An 18,633-nucleotide genomic window follows, 5' to 3' on the forward strand; every position below is an offset into this window, starting at 1 on the left:
CGCATCGCGCACCAGGACGGCAATGGGGCCGGGCCTGCGGTGGGCACCGGGGGGAGAAGGCGTGACCGGCGGGGACGAGCGGCCGCGGGTGCTGCTGGCCGACGACGACAAGGCGATCACCAGCCAGCTGGCGCCCTTGCTGGAGCGGTCCGGCTTCACCGTGGAGGTGGTTGCCGACGGCGAGGCCGCCCTGCGCGGCGCCCTGGCCGTACCGGGACCGGACCTGGTCGTGCTCGACGTGCAGATGCCCGCGATGGACGGCCGTGAGGTGCTGCGGCGCATCCGCCGGTCCGGGACCTGGGTTCCGGTCGTCCTGCTCACCGAGTTCGGGGAGTCCGCCGAGCGCGCGATGGCGCTGGAAGAGGGCGCGGACGACTACCTCAACAAGCCGTTCGATCCGTACGAGCTGACCGCCCGGCTCCGCGCGGTGCTGCGCCGCTCCCGCCGCGGGCAGCCCCCGCTGGCCGCGGCGCGGACCCTGCGCGCCGGGGAGCTCCGGATGGACCGTACGGCCCGCCGTGCCCGGCTCGGGAACCGGGAACTCGTCCTCACGCCGAAGGCGGGCGCCCTGCTGGACTACCTGGTCACCCACCCCGGCGAGCTGCTCTCCAGGGAACGGCTGCTGGAGGTCCTGTGGGGCTGGGAGACCGCCAGTACCACCCGCGCCGTGGACAACCGGATCGCCGAGCTGCGGCGGGCACTCGGGGACGATCCGGCGGCGCCGGTCTGGATCGAGACCGTCACGGGCCAGGGCTACCGCTTCGTCGCTCCGGTCGAGGGCGGGGCATGACCGGACGGATACCCGGCCGGCTGCCCGCCGCGGCCGTGCTCCTCGCCGCCGGGGCGGCGGTCGCCGTCGCCGCGCTGCTCGTGCGCGGGGTGACGGTGTACGTACGGTTCGCCGCGGTGCTCGGTGTCGTGGTGCTCGCCGCCGCGCTGGCGGCAGCGGCACTGGTCGTCGTCCTGGTGCGCCGGCGTACGGAACGGCTGCGCGCGGCGATGGCGGAGCGGGACCGGGAGCAGCACCGGCGCTTCCTGCGGCGGCTCGACCACGAACTGAAGAACCCTCTGACGGCGATCCGGATCGGGCTCGCCAATCTCTCGGCGGCCGGTCTGGACGGGCCGGCCCGGGCCACGGCGGCACGCGTGGACGAGCAGGTGCTGCGGATGGTGCGGATCACCGGGGACCTGCGCAAGCTGGCGGCCATCGAGGACCAGCCGATGGAGCGGACCCCGGTGCCGCTGGCGGAACTGCTCGAAGCGGCCGGGGAGGCCGCCTCCGAGCTGCCGGGCGGTGCGGACCGCAAGGTCACCGTGTCCGTGCCGGACGTGCCGTGGCCGCTGCCGCGGCCGCCGGGCGACGCGGATCTGCTGGAGCTGGCGTTGCACAACCTGGTGGCGAACGCGGTCAAGTACAGCGGTCCCGGGTCCTCGCTGGTGCTGCGCGCCTTCGAGGAGAGCGAGCACGTCGTGGTGGAGGTGGCCGACAGCGGCCAGGGGATCCCCGCCGACGAACTGCCGTACGTCTGGGGCGAGCTGGTGCGGGGCAGCGAGGTGCGGGACATCCCCGGGAGCGGGGTGGGGCTGGCGCTGGTCCAGGCGGTGGTCTCCCGGCACCACGGCGAATGCGAGATCCGCAGCCGTCCGGGTTCCGGCACGGTGGTCCGGATGCGGCTGCCCCTGGGGTGAAGCGCGGCCGTCCGTACCGCCACCGCCCCCGCCACTCGTACTCGTACTCGTACTCGTACCGGTACGGCATGTCGCAGATCCGGCACACGACGGCCACCCCGGTGCGACAGCCGCTTCCTATCGTTCTTTTCAACGGACTCGGTCAACAGACGTCAACAACACACGGAGTTGGTACTGCAATGCGCATCAACAAGCTGCTGCCCGCCGCCCTCGTCCCCCTGGCGCTGTCGGCCACCGTCGCCTGCGGGGTGGAGACGTCGAATTCGCCCGCGGACAAGCCGGCCGGCCAGACGCAGTCCGCGAAGCCCACGGAGGCGGGCGGCAGCGCGGCCCCCGCGAGCAGCTCCGCCCCCGCCGGCAGCTCCGCTCCCGCCGCCGGCGGCGCCCCGCTGAAGATCGACGGGACGGGCGTCGTCGGCGGTTCCACCGACTGTGCGGGGCGTGATGTGCTCGTCGACGGCCAGGCCGTGGTCGCCGATCTCACCGGCACCTGCGGAAAGCTCACCGTCAAGGGCACGGGCAACGTGGTGAACGTGGAGAAGGTCGCGGCCATCACCGTCAGCGGCACCGCCAACGTCGTGACCTGGGGCTCGGCCCCGGACGGCGGCGAGCCGAAGGTGTCGAACTCCGGAACGGGCAACACCGTCCTGCGCAAGTGACCGCGCGTGCCGGTCGGCCCCGCCGAGCCGATGCTCAGCGGGGCCGACCGGAAAACGGGTGCGGGGGCTCAGACGTCGAGCTGGTCGGCCACCGCGCGCAGCAGGCCGGCGATCTTCGTGCCGTGCACCTTGTCGGGGTAGCGGCCGCGCTCGAGCATCGGCGTGATGTTCTCCAGGAGGGTCGTGAGGTCCTGCACGATCGAGGCGAGCTCGTCGGGCTTGCGGCGCTGGGCGGCCGCCACGGACGGTGCCGGGTCCAGGACCGTCACCGAAAGTGCCTGGTCACCGCGCTGACCGGCGACGACACCGAACTCGACGCGCTGGCCGGGCTTGAGGGAGTCGACCCCGGCAGGGAGCACCGACGAGTGGACGAAGACGTCACCGCCGTCGTCGCGGGAGAGAAAGCCGAAGCCCTTCTCGCTGTTGAACCACTTGACCTTGCCGGTAGGCACGTCCGTCCTCTGTCCTTGTGCTCGTCGGGGTCCGGAGTGCCGTGGAACGGCTCCGGATAACAGTGCAGCGGGTCAACTGTGACCCGCCACCTCAAGGCTAATGGTCGAGGGCCCGGTGACAAGACGTTCCCCGGTCCTTCGCCGTCGGCCACCTCAGGCCAGGGAACTACCCTGGTGGGGTGACTGTTACTCCTCCTGCCGACGAAGCACGGCCCGGCGACGCCCTGGTGAAGGCCGGCGGCATCGTTTTCATCGTGGGCGCCGTGGCCACCCTCGCGACGATGGCTCCGCTGTTCCTGGACGTCGACCCGTTCCCGTCGTACGCGTGGGCCGTGTGCATGCTGATGGGCGTCGGCTTCGCGATCTCCGCGGCGGGTGTGCTCCGCTCGGCCGCGGCGCAGCGCCGGGCGGCCCGGGCCTCGCAGGCGTAGCCGGGGCGAGGGCCCACGGCCACAGCCCGCGGCCACAGCGCTAGGGGGTGGCCGGCTGCCGGGCGGCGACGTACTCCGCGAGCCACTGCGGCAGCTCGGTGAGGTCCGCGAGCACCACGTCCGCCCCCGCCGCGCGCAGTTCCGGCTCGGGGCAGGGCCCGGTCGGCACGACCACGGACAGCGCGCCGGCCGTGCGGGCGCCGCGTACGTCGCCCACGTGGTCGCCGACGTAGACCTGCGCGCCGTACTCGCGCAGCGCCCCGGCCTTGGCCTCGGCCCACAGCCAGCCGATGACGGCGTCCGGCTCGATGCCCAGGTGAGCCAGGTGCAGGCGGGCGTTGGGCTCGTGCTTGGCGGTGACGACGATCGCGCGGCCGCCGAGCGCCTGGACGGCCTCGATCGCCTCGCGGGCGCCCCGCATCGCGGGGGTCGGCTCGATCGCGTATGTGGGATAGATCTCCCGGTAGCGGTCCGACACGGCCGGGATCTCGGCCTCGGGGAACCAGTACGCCAGTTCCTCCTCGAGCGGCGGCCCCAGCCGGGTGATCGCCGCGTCGGCGTCGATGAACGTGCCCGTCTCGGCCGAGAGTGCCTGGTAGGCGGCCTTGATTCCCGGGCGCGAATCGATGAGGGTCATGTCTAGGTCGAAGCCGACGGTGAGGTCCATACCCGCCATTGTGCCGAGGCGGACCGGCACCCGGGCCGACAGCGGGCCGACAACGGGGGAACGTAGACTTAGGTTTGCCTTACAAGATCATGAAATAGGTGACATGTCTGCACCGCCCGCCCTCCGGCGTGCCCTGACGACCCGTCGTATCGGGTGGACGGCAGCCGCCTTCGCCGCGCTGATATGCGCGGTGGTCCTCTCCCTCTCCGTCGGGGCCCGTCCCGTTGCGCCCTCCACGGTGTGGGACGCCCTGGTCCACGGGGCGGGCGGCCCCGATGCCGACGTGGTGCGCAGCCTGCGCGTCCCCCGCACCCTGATCGCCCTGATGGTCGGTGCGGCCCTGGCGCTGGCCGGGACCGCGCTCCAGGGCATCACGCGCAATCCGATCGCCGACCCCGGCATCCTCGGCATCAGCCAGGGAGCCGGGGTCGCGGTCGTCTGCGCCATCGCCTTCGCGGGGGTGCACACGCTGAGCGGGTACGTGTGGTTCGCCTTCGCCGGGGCGGCGGCGGCCTCGGTCGCCGTCTACGCCATCGCCTCCGGCGGGCGCGGGGGCGCGACCCCCGTGAAACTGGCGCTGGGCGGGGCCGCGATCAACGCGCTGCTGGTGTCGGTCACCACGGGGGTGCTGACGACGAAGGCCTCGGCGCTGGACGAGTTCCGCTTCTGGCAGGTCGGCTCGGTGGCCGGACGGGACCTCCAGGTGGTCCACCAGATCTGGCCGTTCCTGCTGGTGGGCGTCGTCCTGGTGGTGTCCGTGGCCCGCGGCCTGGACGCGCTGGCACTCGGCGAGGACGTGGCCAGGGGGCTCGGGCAGAACGTGGCCGCCGTACGGATCGTCGGCGGGCTCGGGGCGACCGTGCTGACCGGGGCCGGGGTCGCGGCCGCCGGGCCGATCGCCTTCATCGGGCTGGCCGTCCCGCACATCGCGCGCGCCGTCGTGGGCGGCGACCACCGCTGGGTGCTGCCCATGGCCGCGCTGATCGGGCCGGTGATGCTGCTCGTCGCGGACGTGACGGGACGGGTCGTCGTGCCCCCGGGCGAGGTCCCCGCCGGGGTGATGACGGCGCTCATCGGGGTGCCGTTCCTGGTCACGCTGGTCCGCCGCAAGGCGGTGGCCGCGTGAGCGCCGTGCCGTTCGGATACACCCTGGTGCGGGCCGGGCGCGGCTCGTTCCTGCTGCACCGCCGGGCCGCGGCCGCGGCGCTGGGCCTGGCCGCCGTGCTGGCGGCCGTCTGCGTCGTGTACCTCTCGGTCGGCGAGTCCTTCACCGCCCCCGGCGAGGTGGTGAAGGTGCTGCTCGGGCAGCCGTCCCCGGACGAGCTGGTCGTCGGCACCCTGCGGCTGCCCCGGATGACGGCCGGGCTGCTCGTCGGCCTGGCCTTCGGCGTCGCGGGCGCGCTGATCCAGACCGTGGCCCGCAACCCGCTGGCCTCCCCCGACATCATCGGCATCAGCCAGGGTGCGGGCGCCGTCACCGTGGCGGCGCTGACCTTCGGGGTGACCTCGTACGCCGTCCTGCCGTACCTGTCGGTGCTCGGCGGTCTCGTCGCCGCCGTCCTCGTCTACCTCTTCGCGTGGCGCGGCGGCCTGCACGCGACCCGCTTCGTCCTGATCGGCATCGGCTTCGCCATCGCGCTGCGGTCGGTGACGACCCTGCTGATGACCAAGGGCGACTACCTGGTCGCCCAGCAGGCGCAGATCTGGATGACCGGCTCCCTCAACGGGCGCGGCTGGGACGTCGCCACGCCGCTGGCCTGGGTGCTGCCGGCGCTGCTGCCGGGCGTGCTGTGGGCGGCGCGGGCGCAGCGCACCGTCTCCCTCGACGACGACACCGCGACGGCGCTCGGGGTGCGGCTGGGGCGGGTCCGGCTCGGGCTCATCGCGCTGGGCGTGGTCCTGGCCTCGGTGGCGACGGGTGCGGCGGGGCCGGTGGACTTCGTGGCGCTGCTCGCGCCGCAGATCGCCCGGCGGATGACCCGTACCGCGCAGATCCCGCTGCTGTGCTCGGCATTGACGGGTGCGGTGATCGTCGTCCTGGGCGACCTCCTCGCTCGCCGGCTGCTGTCCCCGACCGAGCTCCCGGTGGGCGTGCTGACCGCCGCCGTGGGGGCCCCGTACCTGATCTGGCTGATCGTCCGCAGCCGCACCGGAGGCAAGGCATGACCGCGATGAGCCGTCTCTCGGCGAGCGCGCTGACGCTCGCGTACGAGGACCGGGTGGTCGTCGAGGACCTGGACCTGGCCGTCCCCGACGGGAAGGTGACGGTGATCGTCGGCCCGAACGCGTGCGGCAAGTCGACGACGCTGCGGGCGCTCGGGCGGCTGCTGAAGCCGCGCTCGGGTGCGGTGCTGCTGGACGGGGCCGCGCTGTCCTCGCTGCCGACGCGGCAGATCGCGCAGACCATCGGGCTGCTCCCGCAGTCCCCGGTGGCCCCGGAGGCGATCACGGTCGCCGACCTGGTGGCGCGGGGGCGGCAGCCGCACCAGCACTGGTGGCAGCAGTGGTCGGAGGCGGACGAGCGGGCCGTGGTCGACGCGATGGCCCGTACCTCGGTCTCGGACCTGGCGGACCGTTCGGTGGACGCCCTGTCGGGCGGGCAGCGCCAGCGGGTGTGGATCGCGATGGCCCTCGCCCAGGACACCGAACTGCTGCTGCTCGACGAGCCGACCACCTTTCTGGACATCGCCCACCAGGTGGAGGTCCTGGACCTGGTCCGCCGGCTCAACCGGGAGCGCGGCCGCACGGTGGTCGCCGTCCTCCACGACCTCAACCAGGCGGCGCGCTACGCCGACCACCTGGTGGCGATGAGGGCGGGCCGCGTGGTGGCCGAGGGCCCGCCGGCGTCGGTGGTCACCGCCGACCTGGTCCGCGAGGTGTTCGGCCTCGACTCGATCGTCGTCCCGGACCCGGTGACCGGCTCCCCGCTGGTGATCCCGGGAGCCCCGGCCGCGTGAGCGCAGCCTCCGCCGCGTGAGCGCAGCCCCGCCGCGTGAGCACCGGCCCCCGCCGCGCGAGCCCGGCCCCGCCGTCGGGTTCCGCCGCCGGGTTCCGCCGCCGGGTTCCGCGCCGCGGCCTCCGCTGCACACCGGACCGGCCCCGGCGAGTCGCTCAGCGGCGGCGGGCCCGCCACACCAGGTACGCGATGGAGGCCGCGGCGGCGCCCCGCAGCAGCCACGGCCACATGCCGTGCAGCGCACCGCTCAGCTGGTCCTGCGCCAGAGACTCGCCCCACTTGCCGTTCATCCGGCCCCACAGCCACACCAGCGCCCCCGCGAGGACCACGCCGGGCGGTCCGAAGACCGCCCACTTGCGCTCGGCGGGGCCCAGCACCCGCGAGGCGTACGGCAGCAGCCAGCCCACGACGAGGAGCAGCCAGTACCCGGTGACGGCACCGGCGAGGAGGACGGCCGCGGCCAGCAGCAGGAAGGCGTTCGGGCGGGGCCGGGGGCCGGCGGCGGCCTCCGGCTCCGCGGCGGGCGCCGCCTGCGCCGCCGCCTCCTTCTTCGCCCGCCGCCGCTCCCGCAGGAACCGTACGAGGCCCCGTACGCCCGATTCCCGCGGCCCGGCCTGGGCGGCCGGGTCCGGCTCCGGCTCCGGCGTGGCCGCCGCCTCGTCCGGGCCGTCCTCCGGCTCCGGGAACTCGATGCCGCCGGCGAACCCGTCGACCTGCGGCCCCGCCCCGTACGCGCCCGGGCCGACCCGCCACCACTCGGGCTCGGATCCGCCGGAGGGGCCGAGTTCGTCGAGTCCGGCCAGGTGCGGCGGCACGTTGCGCGGCTCCGCGGCCGGCGCCGCCGGCGGCTTCGCACCGCGCGGCCCCCGCTGCGCGGGCACGGCCGGGACGGGCACCACCGGCGCGGACCCCGTACCGGCGGTGGCGTGCCCGGCCAGGACCTCCTCCGGCGTGCCGAGCCGCTGCAGGATGCCGCGCACGGCGGCCGGGGTGTCCGGCTCGTAGCGGGCGCGCCGACGGTCGATCTCGTCCCGCAGCCCCGCCACCAACCGCATCCGGTCCCCGGAGGACAGCTGACGCTGTTGCGCCAAGTCCCCGACGCGGCTCAGATATTCGTAGACCAATTGGTCGCTTTCGATCCCCACGCCCGGCTCCTCCCTTACCGCCTGTCCCGAAGGTAGCGCGTGCGCCCGTGGAGCGGCCGCGGGCTCAGCGGATACCGTTGGCCGGATGGGGACCGGCCGACTGACCGGCCGACGCGACCAGGAGGCGACGACCGTGCCTGAGGCAAGCACCGCAGGGGGCTCCGCGGGAGGCGCCCCGCGCTCCCTCGCCGAGGCGCTGCGCGCCCGCGACGACGCGGCGCTCGCCGCACTGCTGCACGCCCGCCCGGACCTGCTCAGCCCGGTGCCCGGCGATGTGACGCAGCTGGCCACCCGCGCCGGGACCCGCGCCTCGGTCGTGCGGGCGCTGGAGCGGCTCGACCGGTTCGCGCTGCAGACCGCCGAGGCCCTGGCGGTGGCCCCCGACCCGTGCCCGTACCCGGTGCTGGAGTCGCTGCTGACCGGCCAGGAGGGCACCACCGGCCACGACAACGGGGCCCGCGCGGCGCTCCCCGGGGCGCTGGCCACCTTGCGGGACCAGGCCCTGGTGTGGGGTGACGACGAGCGGCTCCGTCTGGTGCGCACCGCCCGCGAGTTGCTCGCGCCCTCCGCACAGCGGCCTTCCCCGACGGGCCTCGGCCCGACCGTCGCCGAGGCCACGGCCGGGATGTCGCCGACGCGGATCCAGGAGATCGTGGCGGCCGTCGGTCTGCCCGCCACGCACGACCCGGTGTCCGCGGTCTCGGCGCTGACCGCGCTGTTCACCGACCCGCGGCGGATGTCGGCGCTGCTGGACGAGGCCCCGGCGGAGGCCCACCAGGTGCTCGGACGGCTCGTGTGGGGGCCTCCGTACGGGGAGGTCACCCCGAATCCGACGGCGCCGGTGCGCTGGCTGCGCGACCGCGGCCTGCTGCTGCCCGCCTCCCCGCGGACGGTGGTCCTGCCCCGCGAGGTGGCGCTGCACCTGCGCGGCGGCCTCGCGCACCGGGACACCGCGCCGCTGCCTCCGCCGGTGACCGCGCACCACGAGCACCGTCCACAGCTTGTGGACGCGAACGCCGCCGGGCAGGCGCTGGCCGCCCTGTCCACCGTCGAGGAGCTGGTGAAGTCCTGGGAGCACGCCGGTCCGCTGGTGCTGCGCGCGGGCGGGCTCGCCGTACGGGACCTGAAGCGGGCCGCTGCCGCCCTGGACACCACCGAGACGGCGGCGGCGTTCTGGATCGAGCTCGCCTACGCGGCCGGTCTGCTGGCCAGCGACGGGGAGGCGGACGAACGGTACGCGCCGACCCCCGCCTTCGACGACTGGTGCGAACTGCCGCCGCCCGAGCGGTGGTCGGCCCTCGCGGCGGCCTGGCTGCCGGCCACCCGGACGTCCGGTCTGGTCGGCGAGCAGGACGGCAAGGGCCGCACCCTGTCCGTGCTCGGCCCCGAGCTCGACCGCTCCGCCGCCCCCGAGGTGCGCAGACGGGTCCTGGAGCTCCTCGCCGCGCTGCCCGAAGGGGCCTCCCCCGCGCCCGAGGCCGTGCTGGACCGGCTCGCGTGGGAGCGTCCCGTCCGCGGTACGAGCGACCTGCGCGCCCGCCTCGCGCGGTGGACGCTGACCGAGGCGGAGGTCCTCGGAGTCACCGGCCGGGGTGCGCTCAGCGCGTTCGGCCGCGCCCTGCTGGAGCACCGCGACCCGGCGCCGCTGCTGGCCCCGCTGCTGCCGGAGCCGGTGGACCACGTGCTGCTGCAGGCCGATCTGACGGCGGTGGCCCCCGGCCCGCTGCGGCGGCCGCTCGGCGACACCCTGGCGGTGCTCGCGGACGTGGAGTCCAAGGGCGGGGCGACGGTGTACCGGTTCACGCCCGGGTCGGTGCGCCGGGCGCTGGACGCCGGGCACGCCGCCGCCGACCTGCACGCCTTCCTCAAGGAACACAGCCGCACGCCGGTGCCGCAGCCGCTGTCCTACCTGATCGACGACGTCGCGCGGCGGCACGGGCACCTGCGGGTCGGTGCGGCGTCCTCGTACGTGCGCTGCGACGACGACGCGATGCTCGGCGAGATCCTCGCCGACAAGCGCTCGGCGGGACTGGGTCTGCGCCGCCTCGCCGACACCGTGCTGGCCGCGCAGGCCGAACCGACCGTGCTGCTGGAGGGGTTGCGGGCGATGGGGTACGCGCCGGCCGCGGAGTCCCTGACCGGTGACGTGCTGGTCGGCCGGGCCGACGCCCGCCGCACGCCGCCGCGCTCGGCGCCCGTACCGGTGCCGGAGGGGCCGCCGGTGCCGGACGACACCCTGCTGGGGGCGGCGGTACGGGCGATCCGCGCGGGCGACCTGGCGGCCACGGCCGTGCGCAAGGAGCCCGCCGCCGCGGTGGGGGCGCCCGGCGAACTCCCCCGTACGAGCGCCGCGGAGACCCTCGCGACGGTGCAGGCGGCCGCGCTGACGGGCTCGGCGGTGTGGATCGGCTACGTGAACGCGGACGGCGCGGCCAGCCAGCGCGTCCTCGCCCCGGTCCGGGTGGAGGGCGGCTTCGTCACCGGCTACGACCACACGGCGGACGAGGTGCGGACGTACGCGCTGCACCGGATCACGGGGGTCGCGGAGCTGGCGGAGGAGCACCTGTAAAACCGCTGGCCGCAGCGGTCCGCGCCACCGCACCCTTGATCCATGCCAGACGTACAGGACGCACCCCGCGTACCGGACCGCCAGATCCGGGCCGCGCACACCGACACCACCCTCACCGTGTACCAGGCCTACGCCCCCCGCCTGGGGGTCCCGGCGGCCCGCGAGGGCCGGTTCCCGCCCGCCTGGAAGCGGGAGCGGATGACGTGGATCAAGCCGTCGTTCCTGTGGATGATGTACCGCTGCGGCTGGGCCACGAAGGCCGACCAGGAGACGGTGCTGGCGATCGACATCACCCGCTCCGGCTTCGACGAGGCGCTCCGCGGGGCCTGCCTGTCCCACTACCGGCCCGGGGTGCACGCGGACCGCGAGGCCTGGCAGCGGTCGCTGCGCGCGGCGCCGGCCCGGGTCCAGTGGGACCCGGAGCGCGACCTCCACCTGAACGCGCTGCCGCACCGCTCGCTCCAGCTGGGCCTGTCCGGGCCGGCGTCGCGCGCCTACGCCGACGAGTGGACGGTCGCCATCCGCGACGTCACCCCGCTGGCCCGGGAGATCCGCTCACTGCTCCGCTCCGGAGACGAGGCGGCGGCGCGCGCCCTTCTCCCGGTGGAAACCCCGTACGCGGCGGGCCCGTTGGCTCACCTCGGCGCGTAGTCGATCCGCGCGGCGTCGAAGGGACCGTCCGGCCCGACCGCTGCCTGGACCCGACCCGCCGGCGCCGCGATACGGCACACTGGAGGTTTGGCCGCCCGCGCCCGGGTGGACCACCCCTGCCGGAAAGGGACGTGCGTGAACGGGCCTCTCATCGTCCAGAGCGACAAGACACTCCTTCTCGAGGTCGACCACGAGCTCGCCGGAGCCGCGCGGCGTGCCATCGCGCCCTTTGCCGAGCTGGAGCGGGCTCCCGAGCACATCCACACCTACCGGATCACCCCGCTCGGGCTGTGGAACGCCCGGGCCGCCGGGCACGACGCCGAGCAGGTCGTCGACGCGCTCGTGGAGTACTCGCGCTACCCCGTTCCGCACGCGCTGCTCGTCGACGTCGCCGAGACGATGGCCCGCTACGGCCGGCTCACGCTCTCCAAGCACCCCGTGCACGGGCTCGTCCTGACCAGCACCGACCGGCCCGTGCTCGAGGAGATCCTGCGGTCCAAGCGGATCACCCCGCTGGTCGGGGCGCGGCTCGACGCCGACACCGTGGCCGTGCACCCGTCCGAGCGCGGGCAGATCAAGCAGACGCTGCTGAAGCTGGGCTGGCCCGCCGAGGACCTCGCCGGGTACGTCGACGGCGAGGCCCACCAGATCGACCTGGCCGAGGACGGCTGGGCGCTGCGCCCGTACCAGCAGCAGGCGGTCGAGGGGTTCTGGCACGGCGGTTCCGGTGTGGTCGTGCTGCCCTGCGGCGCGGGCAAGACGCTGGTGGGCGCCGGGGCCATGGCGAAGGCCAAGGCGACCACGCTGATCCTGGTCACGAACACCGTCTCGGCCCGCCAGTGGAAGCACGAGCTGGTCAAGCGGACCTCGCTGACGGAGGAGGAGATCGGCGAGTACTCCGGCACCCGCAAGGAGATCCGGCCCGTCACGATCGCCACGTACCAGGTCCTGACGACCAAGCGGAAGGGCGTCTACCCGCACCTGGAGCTGTTCGACTCCCGCGACTGGGGCCTGATCGTCTACGACGAGGTGCACCTGCTGCCCGCGCCGGTGTTCAAGTTCACCGCCGACCTGCAGGCCCGCCGGCGCCTCGGCCTGACGGCCACGCTCGTCCGCGAGGACGGGCGCGAGTCGGACGTCTTCTCGCTCATCGGGCCCAAGCGGTTCGACGCGCCGTGGAAGGAGATCGAGGCGCAGGGGTACATCGCGCCCGCCGACTGCGTGGAGGTCCGGGTGAACCTGACCGAGTCGGAGCGCCTCGCGTACGCGACCGCCGAGACCGAGGAGAAGTACCGCTTCTGCGCGACGACGGCGACGAAGCGGAAGGTCACCGAGGCGCTGGTGCGCAAGCACCAGGGCGAGCAGACGCTGGTCATCGGCCAGTACATCGACCAGCTCGACGAGCTGGGCGAGCACCTGGACGCGCCCGTCATCAAGGGCGAGACCTCCAACGCGCAGCGCGAGAAGCTCTTCGACGCGTTCCGCGAGGGCGAGATCAGCGTGCTGGTCGTGTCGAAGGTCGCGAACTTCTCGATCGACCTGCCGGAGGCGACGGTCGCCATCCAGGTGTCGGGGACCTTCGGCTCCCGCCAGGAGGAGGCCCAGCGGCTGGGACGCGTCCTGCGGCCGAAGGCGGACGGGCACGAGGCGCGGTTCTACTCGGTGGTCGCGCGCGACACCATCGACCAGGACTTCGCGGCGCACCGCCAGCGCTTCCTCGCCGAACAGGGCTACGCCTACCGGATCATGGACGCCGACGAGCTGCTGGCGAGCGACTGAGCCGAGCGGAGCGGAGCGGTCAGCGGCGTATGACGCCCGCGTCCTCGGCGTACTCGCCGAGGACGACGACGCTCACGGCGGCCGCGGCGAAGACCTTGGCGGCCCGCAGCAGGCCGCCGAAGCCGTGGCGCGGGTGGACATCGGAGGTGGCGGTGGCGCCGCGAGGGACGCCGCCCTGGACCGGGGTGAAGGTTGCGGTGCTCATGTGTCCATGGTGGGTTTCCGTGGGCGCCGCGGCATCGCCCCGGGGTCGGAACCTCCGGGCCTCCGGGGTCCTCCTTGGGGCTCATGGAACCCCCTAGTGGCTCTGCCCGAAGTCTCACACCCTGAGGTATGACACCCGTTCGGAGGACCGCCGAAATCCATTCGCGCGGCCCGGCCGCGGTGGCTACACTCTCCGCTCTTGCCGCCTCCCGCCGCCTCATCGGGGAGAGCCGCCCACCGGACGGAAACCGGTCGGCATCTGTTCCGTACCAGCAGCTGGAGGCCGTCCCGTGCCCGCGCACGCCCCCGAACCCGTATCCGGACCCGATGCCGGACCCGACCCGAGCGCCGGTCCCCTCGCACGCGAGCGCGCGCACCTCACCGCCTCCCGCGCCGCGCTCCGCGCCATGCGCGAGGACGTCGAGGCCCTCGACATCCGCGACGTCACCGCGAACTGGGTCAACGCGATCGTCCTCCAGGCCCAGATCGACGACCGGATCAAGGCCCTCGCCGACCTCGCCCACACCCCCCTCTTCTTCGGCCGCCTGAACTACCTGCACGCGCCGGGGGCGGAGCTCGCCGAGGGCGCGCAGGGGGAGCAGTTCTACATCGGCCGCCGCCACGTCCACGACGCCGACGGCGATCCGATGGTCATCGACTGGCGGGCGCCCGTCTCCCAGCCGTTCTACCGGGCCTCAAAGGCCGACCCGCAGGACATCGCGCTGCGCCGCCGGTTCGGCTACACCGGCGGCGAGCTCACGGCGTACGAGGACGAGCACCTCTCCGACCCCTCCGAAGCGGCCGCCGTCAGCAAGCTGCTCCAGCAGGAGATCGAGCGCCCGCGCGTCGGTCCCATGCGGGACATCGTCGCGACGATCCAGCCCGAGCAGGACGAGATCGTCCGCTCCGGCCTGTCCGGCTCCGTGTGCGTGCAGGGCGGCCCCGGCACCGGGAAGACGGCGGTCGGCCTGCACCGGGTGGCGTACCTGCTGTACGCGCACCGCGACCGGCTCGCCCGCACCGGCACCCTCGTCATCGGGCCGAACCGTTCCTTCCTGCACTACATCGAGCAGGTCCTGCCCGCCCTGGGCGAGTTGGAGGTCAAGCAGGCCACCGTCGACGACCTGGTGGCGCGCGACGGCCTGGAGGTACGCGGCTCGGACGCGGCCGAAACCGCGGTGGTCAAGGGCGATGCCCGGATGGCGGAGGTGCTGCGCCGCGCGCTCGTCTCGCACGTCACGCAGCCCTCCGAGGCGCTGATGGTGGTGCGCGGTTCGCGCCGATGGCGGGTGCCGGCGTACGAGATCGCCGAGATGGTCGGGGAACTGCAGGAGCGCGACATCCGCTACGGGGCGGCCCGCGAGGCGCTGCCGCAGCGGATCGCGCACGCGGTGCTCGTACGGATGGAGCAGGCGGGCGAGGCGCCGGACGACCGCGTGCAGGACGCGGTGGCACGGAACGCGGCCGTGAAGGCCGCGGTCAAGGAGATCTGGCCGCCGGTCGAACCGGCGAAGCTGGTGCTGCGGCTGCTGTCGGACCCGGATTTCCTCGCGCTGCACGCGGCGGACGTCCTGACGGCGGACGAGCAGAAGCTGCTGCTGTGGCCGAAGCCGTTCCGGAGCGTGAAGTCGGCGAAGTGGTCGGCGGCGGACCTGGTCCTGATCGACGAGGCGGCCGACCTGGTGGAGCGGACGCCGTCGCTGGGCCATGTCGTGGTCGACGAGGCGCAGGACCTGTCGCCGATGCAGTACCGGGCGGTGGGGCGGCGCTGTACGACGGGTTCGGCGACGGTGCTCGGCGACCTGGCGCAGGGCACGACCCCGTGGGCCACGCGCAGCTGGGACGAGGCGCTGGCCCACCTGGGGAAGCCGCAGGCGGTGGTGGAGGAGCTGACGGCGGGCTTCCGCGTGCCGCGCGAGGTGATCGCGTACGCGTCGCGGCTGCTGCCGTCGATCGCGCCGGGGCTGGCTCCGGTCTCCTCGGTGCGCGAGACGCCGGGGTCGCTGCGGATCTCTCCGGTCTCCGGGCCGGACGAGCTGACGGCGTCGGTACTGGCGGCCTGCCGGGGCGCGCTGGCCCACGAGGGCTCGGTCGGGCTGATCGCGGCGGACGCGCGGATCCCGCTCCTGGCGGAGGCCCTGCGGGCGGCGGGCCTCGCCTACCTCGCCCCCGGCGAGGAGACGACGGCGGAGTCCCGCCTGACCCTGGTCCCGGCCTCGTTGGCCAAGGGCCTGGAGTACGACTACGTCGTGCTGGACGAGCCCGCCGCGATCGTGGACGGCGAGCCGGACGAACGGACGGGCCTGCGCCGCCTGTACGTCTGCCTCACCCGAGCCGTCTCGGGCCTGACGGCCCTCCACGCGGCCCCCCTCCCCCCGGCCCTGACCTGACCCCGCGACCCGTCCCCCTGGGGCTCCGCCCCAGACCCCGCGCCTCAAACGCCGGCGAGGCTGAATTTGGCTGATGCCGCCGGCACACCTCAGCCAATCCAGCCCACGGCCAGGCACAACCCAGCCCCGCCGGCGTTTGAGGCGCAGGGGCTCGGGGGCGGCGCCCCCGGCAGCGGCGCCGCACCCGTCCAGCCCACAGCCAGGCACAACCCAGCCCCGCCGGCGTTTGAGGCGCAGGGGCTCGGGGGCGGCGCCCCCGGCAGCGGCGGCGCCGGTTCAGGACAGGGCGGCTCGCCACTCCGCGACGGCTTCCGCCGAGACCGGGTGGTCCCACCCGCCAGGCCGGGCCGCGCCGCCGATGTGGAAGGCGTCGAGGCCCGCCCGGCGCAGCACCGGCAGGTGCGCCAGGGCCAGGCCCCCGCCGACCAGGATCCGCGGCCCGTACCCCGGCTCCCCCCGCCGCGCGGCCTCCGCCTCGGCGATCAGCACCGGCAGGCCCTCGTCGACGCCGGCCGCCGAGCCCGCCGTCAGGTAGGTGTCCAGGCCGGGCAGGTCTGCCACCGCCTTGCGCAGGCCGTCGCGGTCCGCCGCGCGGTCGATCGCCCGGTGGAAGGTCCACCGGCAGCCGTCCAGCTCCGCCACCACCGCCTCGACCGCCGCCAGGTCGGGGGTGCCGTCCGGGTTCAGGAACCCGAGCACGAACTCCTCCGCGCCTTCCGCCCGCAGCTCCCGCGCCGCCGCCACCAGCCCGGAGACCTCGCCCGCCGCGAAGCCGTCCGTCGTGCGGATCATCACCCGGAGCGGGATGTCGACCGCCGCCCTGATCGCCGCGAAGGTCTCGCGCGGCGGCGTGAGCCCGTCCGCGGCCATGTCGGTGACCAGCTCGAGCCGGTCCGCCCCACCGGCCTGGGCCGCGATCGCGTCCTCCGCGTCGAGGGCGATCACCTCCAGGAGCGCACGGTTGCTCATTCGATCCCATCCTTCAGAAATAGGTCTAGTCCAATATCCCAGGGTACGGGGCTCCGCCCTCGCTCCACCAGCACCATCACGCCACCCCCACAATGTGCCCATGGACACAGGCACTCCGCGCACCGACGCCGCGGCCCTCCGCGCCCGCTGGCGGGCGGCCGTCACCGCCGCCGGCGCCCCCGCCGACCGGGACCCCGCCCCCTACGCCGACCGCCTGCTCGCCGCCTGGGCGGAGCCGCAGCGCCGGTACCACACCACCGCGCACCTGGCCGACGTACTGGCACGGATCGACCTCCTGGCGGGGCACGCCGCCGACCCCGCCGCCGTCGAGCTCGCCGCCTGGTTCCACGACGCCGTCTACCGCCCCGACCGCTCCGAGAACGAGGAGCGCAGCGCCGCCCTCGCCGAGCGGGCCCTGCCCGAGCTCGGCATCGACGCCGCCCGCACCGCCGAGGTGGCCCGGCTGGTCCGGCTCACCGTCACCCACGACCCCGCGCCCGGCGACACCAACGGCGAGGTGCTCTGCGACGCCGACCTCGCCGTCCTGGCCGGGGCGCCCGACGCGTACGCCGCCTACGCCGCCGCCGTGCGCGCCGAGTACGGCTTCGTGCCGGACGACGCCTTCACCGCCGGCCGCGCCGACGTGCTCCGGCAGCTGCTCGCCCTGCCGCGGCTCTTCCGCACCCCGTACGGAGCCGCCCACTGGGAGGCCCCGGCACGCGCCAACCTCGCCGCCGAGCTGGCCCGGCTCGGCCCCGGGGGAATGTGATCGCGTGCGCGACGGTTGATGACAGTCATGCCCGCAGATGCCGCACGCCGCCCCCGCATGCCCGTAGCCGTCTACGTACTCGGCCTGTCCGTGTTCGCGCTCGGCACCAGCGAGTTCATGCTCTCCGGGCTGCTGCCGCCGATCGCCGAGGACATGGGCGTCACCATCCCGCAGGCGGGCCTGCTCATCTCCGCGTTCGCGATCGGCATGGTCGTCGGGGCTCCGCTGCTGGCCGTGGCCACGCTGCGCCTCCCGCGCCGCACCACCCTCATCTCGCTCATCAGCCTCTTCGGCCTCGGGCAGGTCGCGGGCGCGCTGGCCCCCTCGTACGAGCTGCTCTTCGCCTCGCGCGTCATCTCCGCCCTCGCCTGCGCCGGATTCTGGGCCGTGGGCGCGGCCGTGGCCATCGCCATGGTCGACGAGGACCAGCGGGCCCGCGCGATGGCCGTCATGATCGGCGGCCTGTCCATCGCGAACGTCCTCGGCGTGCCCGCCGGGGCCTTCCTCGGCGAGCACCTGGGCTGGCGCTCGGCGTTCTGGTCGGTGGGCGCGGCCTCGGCGATCGCCCTCGCCGGGATCCTGGCGCTGATCCCGAAGATCCCGCTGCCCGCCGAGAAGCCCACGCTCGGCCGCGAGCTGCGCATCTACCGCGACCGCCAGGTGTGGCTGTCCATCGGCATCACGGCCCTGGCCGCGGGCGGCGTGTTCTGCGCCTTCAGCTACCTGTCGCCGCTGCTCACGGACGTGGCGGGGCTGGATTCCGGCTGGGTCCCGTGGATCCTCGGCCTCTTCGGGGTGGGCGCGCTGGTCGGCACCACCATCGGCGGCCGGGTCGCGGACGCGCACCTGTTCGGCGTGATGATCTGGGGCATCACCGCCTCGACCGTCTTCCTGGCCGCGCTCGCCCTCCTCGCGTCCGTCCAGGTCGCGGCGATCGGCCTGTCGTTCCTGCTCGGCGTCTCGGCCTTCTTCACCGCCCCCGCGCTCAACGCCCGCATGTTCAACGTGGCCGGCGCGGCCCCGACCCTGGCCGGAGCCACCACCACCGCCGCGTTCAACCTCGGCAACACCGGCGGCCCCTGGCTCGGCGGCACCGTCATCGACGCCGGTCTCGGCTTCGCCGCCACCGCCTGGGCGGGCGCGGCGATGACCCTCACCGCGATCGCCCTCACCGTGATCGCCCTGCGCCTGCACCGCCGCACCCCGCCCCCGGCCACCCGCGTGGTCGCCTCGGGAGGCACCGCCGTCCCGGCCCCCGGACGGGCGCAGGCCGCGGCCCGCGGCTGAACCGGCGCGCAGCGCT

The 18,633-nt window shown here is 74.7% G+C and carries 18 protein-coding genes; 13 read left to right on the top strand and 5 right to left on the bottom strand.

Annotated features, from left to right (window positions below; translation table 11 throughout):
- Positions 1-61: 61 nt before the first annotated feature.
- The 3 genes from ACZ6I1_RS15685 (at position 62) to ACZ6I1_RS15695 (ending at position 2,348) form a co-directional block, all read left to right on the top strand.
- On the top strand, positions 62-790 hold the full coding sequence (locus ACZ6I1_RS15685) for a response regulator transcription factor (protein WP_469287405.1): 729 nt from the start codon (positions 62-64) through the stop codon (positions 788-790).
- Complete coding sequence (locus ACZ6I1_RS15690) at positions 787-1,689, top strand: sensor histidine kinase (RefSeq protein ID WP_469287407.1); 903 nt, start codon at positions 787-789, stop codon at positions 1,687-1,689. Before ACZ6I1_RS15685 ends, ACZ6I1_RS15690 begins: the two co-directional genes overlap by 4 nt.
- A gap of 179 nt (positions 1,690-1,868) precedes the next feature.
- Complete coding sequence (locus ACZ6I1_RS15695; RefSeq protein WP_469287409.1) at positions 1,869-2,348, top strand: DUF3060 domain-containing protein; 480 nt, start codon at positions 1,869-1,871, stop codon at positions 2,346-2,348.
- Positions 2,349-2,416: 68 nt separating this feature from the next.
- On the opposite strand, the gene ACZ6I1_RS15700 is transcribed toward ACZ6I1_RS15695, so the two are convergent.
- On the bottom strand, positions 2,417-2,800 hold the full coding sequence (locus ACZ6I1_RS15700; protein WP_322975534.1) for a cold-shock protein: 384 nt from the start codon (positions 2,798-2,800) through the stop codon (positions 2,417-2,419).
- 179 nt (positions 2,801-2,979) lie between these two features.
- Here ACZ6I1_RS15700 and ACZ6I1_RS15705 point away from each other — a divergent pair, with 179 nt between their 5' ends.
- Positions 2,980-3,231, top strand: coding sequence for a hypothetical protein (locus ACZ6I1_RS15705; protein ID WP_446592461.1), 252 nt, complete (start codon positions 2,980-2,982; stop codon positions 3,229-3,231).
- 40 nt (positions 3,232-3,271) lie between these two features.
- Here ACZ6I1_RS15705 and ACZ6I1_RS15710 read toward each other — a convergent pair whose 3' ends face one another.
- On the bottom strand, positions 3,272-3,907 hold the full coding sequence (locus ACZ6I1_RS15710) for an HAD family hydrolase (protein ID WP_469287412.1): 636 nt from the start codon (positions 3,905-3,907) through the stop codon (positions 3,272-3,274).
- A 94-nt stretch (positions 3,908-4,001) separates the two neighbouring features.
- On the opposite strand from ACZ6I1_RS15710, the gene ACZ6I1_RS15715 reads away from it, so the two are divergent.
- The 3 genes from ACZ6I1_RS15715 to ACZ6I1_RS15725 are packed head-to-tail and all read left to right on the top strand — an operon-like array spanning position 4,002 to position 6,855.
- On the top strand, positions 4,002-5,024 hold the full coding sequence (locus ACZ6I1_RS15715) for a FecCD family ABC transporter permease (protein WP_469287414.1): 1,023 nt from the start codon (positions 4,002-4,004) through the stop codon (positions 5,022-5,024).
- Positions 5,021-6,064 (top strand): FecCD family ABC transporter permease, encoded by a 1,044-nt coding sequence (locus ACZ6I1_RS15720; protein WP_469287416.1) that lies wholly within the window; start codon positions 5,021-5,023, stop codon positions 6,062-6,064. Before ACZ6I1_RS15715 ends, ACZ6I1_RS15720 begins: the two co-directional genes overlap by 4 nt.
- A gap of 5 nt (positions 6,065-6,069) precedes the next feature.
- Positions 6,070-6,855, top strand: coding sequence for an ABC transporter ATP-binding protein (locus ACZ6I1_RS15725; RefSeq protein WP_469287639.1), 786 nt, complete (start codon positions 6,070-6,072; stop codon positions 6,853-6,855).
- A gap of 154 nt (positions 6,856-7,009) precedes the next feature.
- On the opposite strand, the gene ACZ6I1_RS15730 is transcribed toward ACZ6I1_RS15725, so the two are convergent.
- Positions 7,010-7,999 (bottom strand): hypothetical protein, encoded by a 990-nt coding sequence (locus ACZ6I1_RS15730; RefSeq protein WP_469287418.1) that lies wholly within the window; start codon positions 7,997-7,999, stop codon positions 7,010-7,012.
- 85 nt (positions 8,000-8,084) lie between these two features.
- Between ACZ6I1_RS15730 and ACZ6I1_RS15735 the strand changes: the two genes are divergently transcribed.
- From ACZ6I1_RS15735 to ACZ6I1_RS15745, 3 genes are all read left to right on the top strand, one after another.
- The gene (locus ACZ6I1_RS15735; RefSeq protein ID WP_469287419.1) at positions 8,085-10,568 is read left to right on the top strand and encodes a helicase-associated domain-containing protein; all 2,484 of its coding nucleotides are present in this window, start codon (positions 8,085-8,087) and stop codon (positions 10,566-10,568) included.
- Between the two features lie 42 nt (positions 10,569-10,610).
- Positions 10,611-11,219 (top strand): DUF4291 domain-containing protein, encoded by a 609-nt coding sequence (locus ACZ6I1_RS15740; protein WP_469287421.1) that lies wholly within the window; start codon positions 10,611-10,613, stop codon positions 11,217-11,219.
- Positions 11,220-11,354: 135 nt separating this feature from the next.
- Positions 11,355-12,998 carry a DNA repair helicase XPB gene (locus ACZ6I1_RS15745; RefSeq protein ID WP_469287422.1) on the top strand — a complete coding sequence of 548 codons (1,644 nt, stop codon included), beginning with the start codon at positions 11,355-11,357 and terminating at the stop codon, positions 12,996-12,998.
- Positions 12,999-13,017: 19 nt separating this feature from the next.
- Here the strand turns inward: ACZ6I1_RS15745 and ACZ6I1_RS15750 are convergent, their stop codons facing one another.
- Positions 13,018-13,203, bottom strand: a complete 186-nt coding sequence (locus tag ACZ6I1_RS15750; protein ID WP_469287424.1) for a hypothetical protein — start codon at positions 13,201-13,203, stop codon at positions 13,018-13,020.
- A 289-nt stretch (positions 13,204-13,492) separates the two neighbouring features.
- Here ACZ6I1_RS15750 and ACZ6I1_RS15755 point away from each other — a divergent pair, with 289 nt between their 5' ends.
- Entirely contained in the window at positions 13,493-15,592 is a 2,100-nt protein-coding gene (locus ACZ6I1_RS15755) for a HelD family protein (protein ID WP_469287425.1), read from the top strand.
- Positions 15,593-15,868: 276 nt separating this feature from the next.
- Here ACZ6I1_RS15755 and ACZ6I1_RS15760 read toward each other — a convergent pair whose 3' ends face one another.
- Complete coding sequence (locus ACZ6I1_RS15760) at positions 15,869-16,561, bottom strand: copper homeostasis protein CutC (RefSeq protein WP_469287427.1); 693 nt, start codon at positions 16,559-16,561, stop codon at positions 15,869-15,871.
- A 100-nt stretch (positions 16,562-16,661) separates the two neighbouring features.
- On the opposite strand from ACZ6I1_RS15760, the gene ACZ6I1_RS15765 reads away from it, so the two are divergent.
- Entirely contained in the window at positions 16,662-17,330 is a 669-nt protein-coding gene (locus tag ACZ6I1_RS15765) for an HD domain-containing protein (RefSeq protein ID WP_469287429.1), read from the top strand.
- A 57-nt stretch (positions 17,331-17,387) separates the two neighbouring features.
- Entirely contained in the window at positions 17,388-18,617 is a 1,230-nt protein-coding gene (locus tag ACZ6I1_RS15770; RefSeq protein ID WP_469287430.1) for a Cmx/CmrA family chloramphenicol efflux MFS transporter, read from the top strand.
- The last annotated feature ends 16 nt before the right edge of the window (positions 18,618-18,633 follow it).

The organism is Streptomyces sp. NPDC046303 (assembly GCF_055588085.1).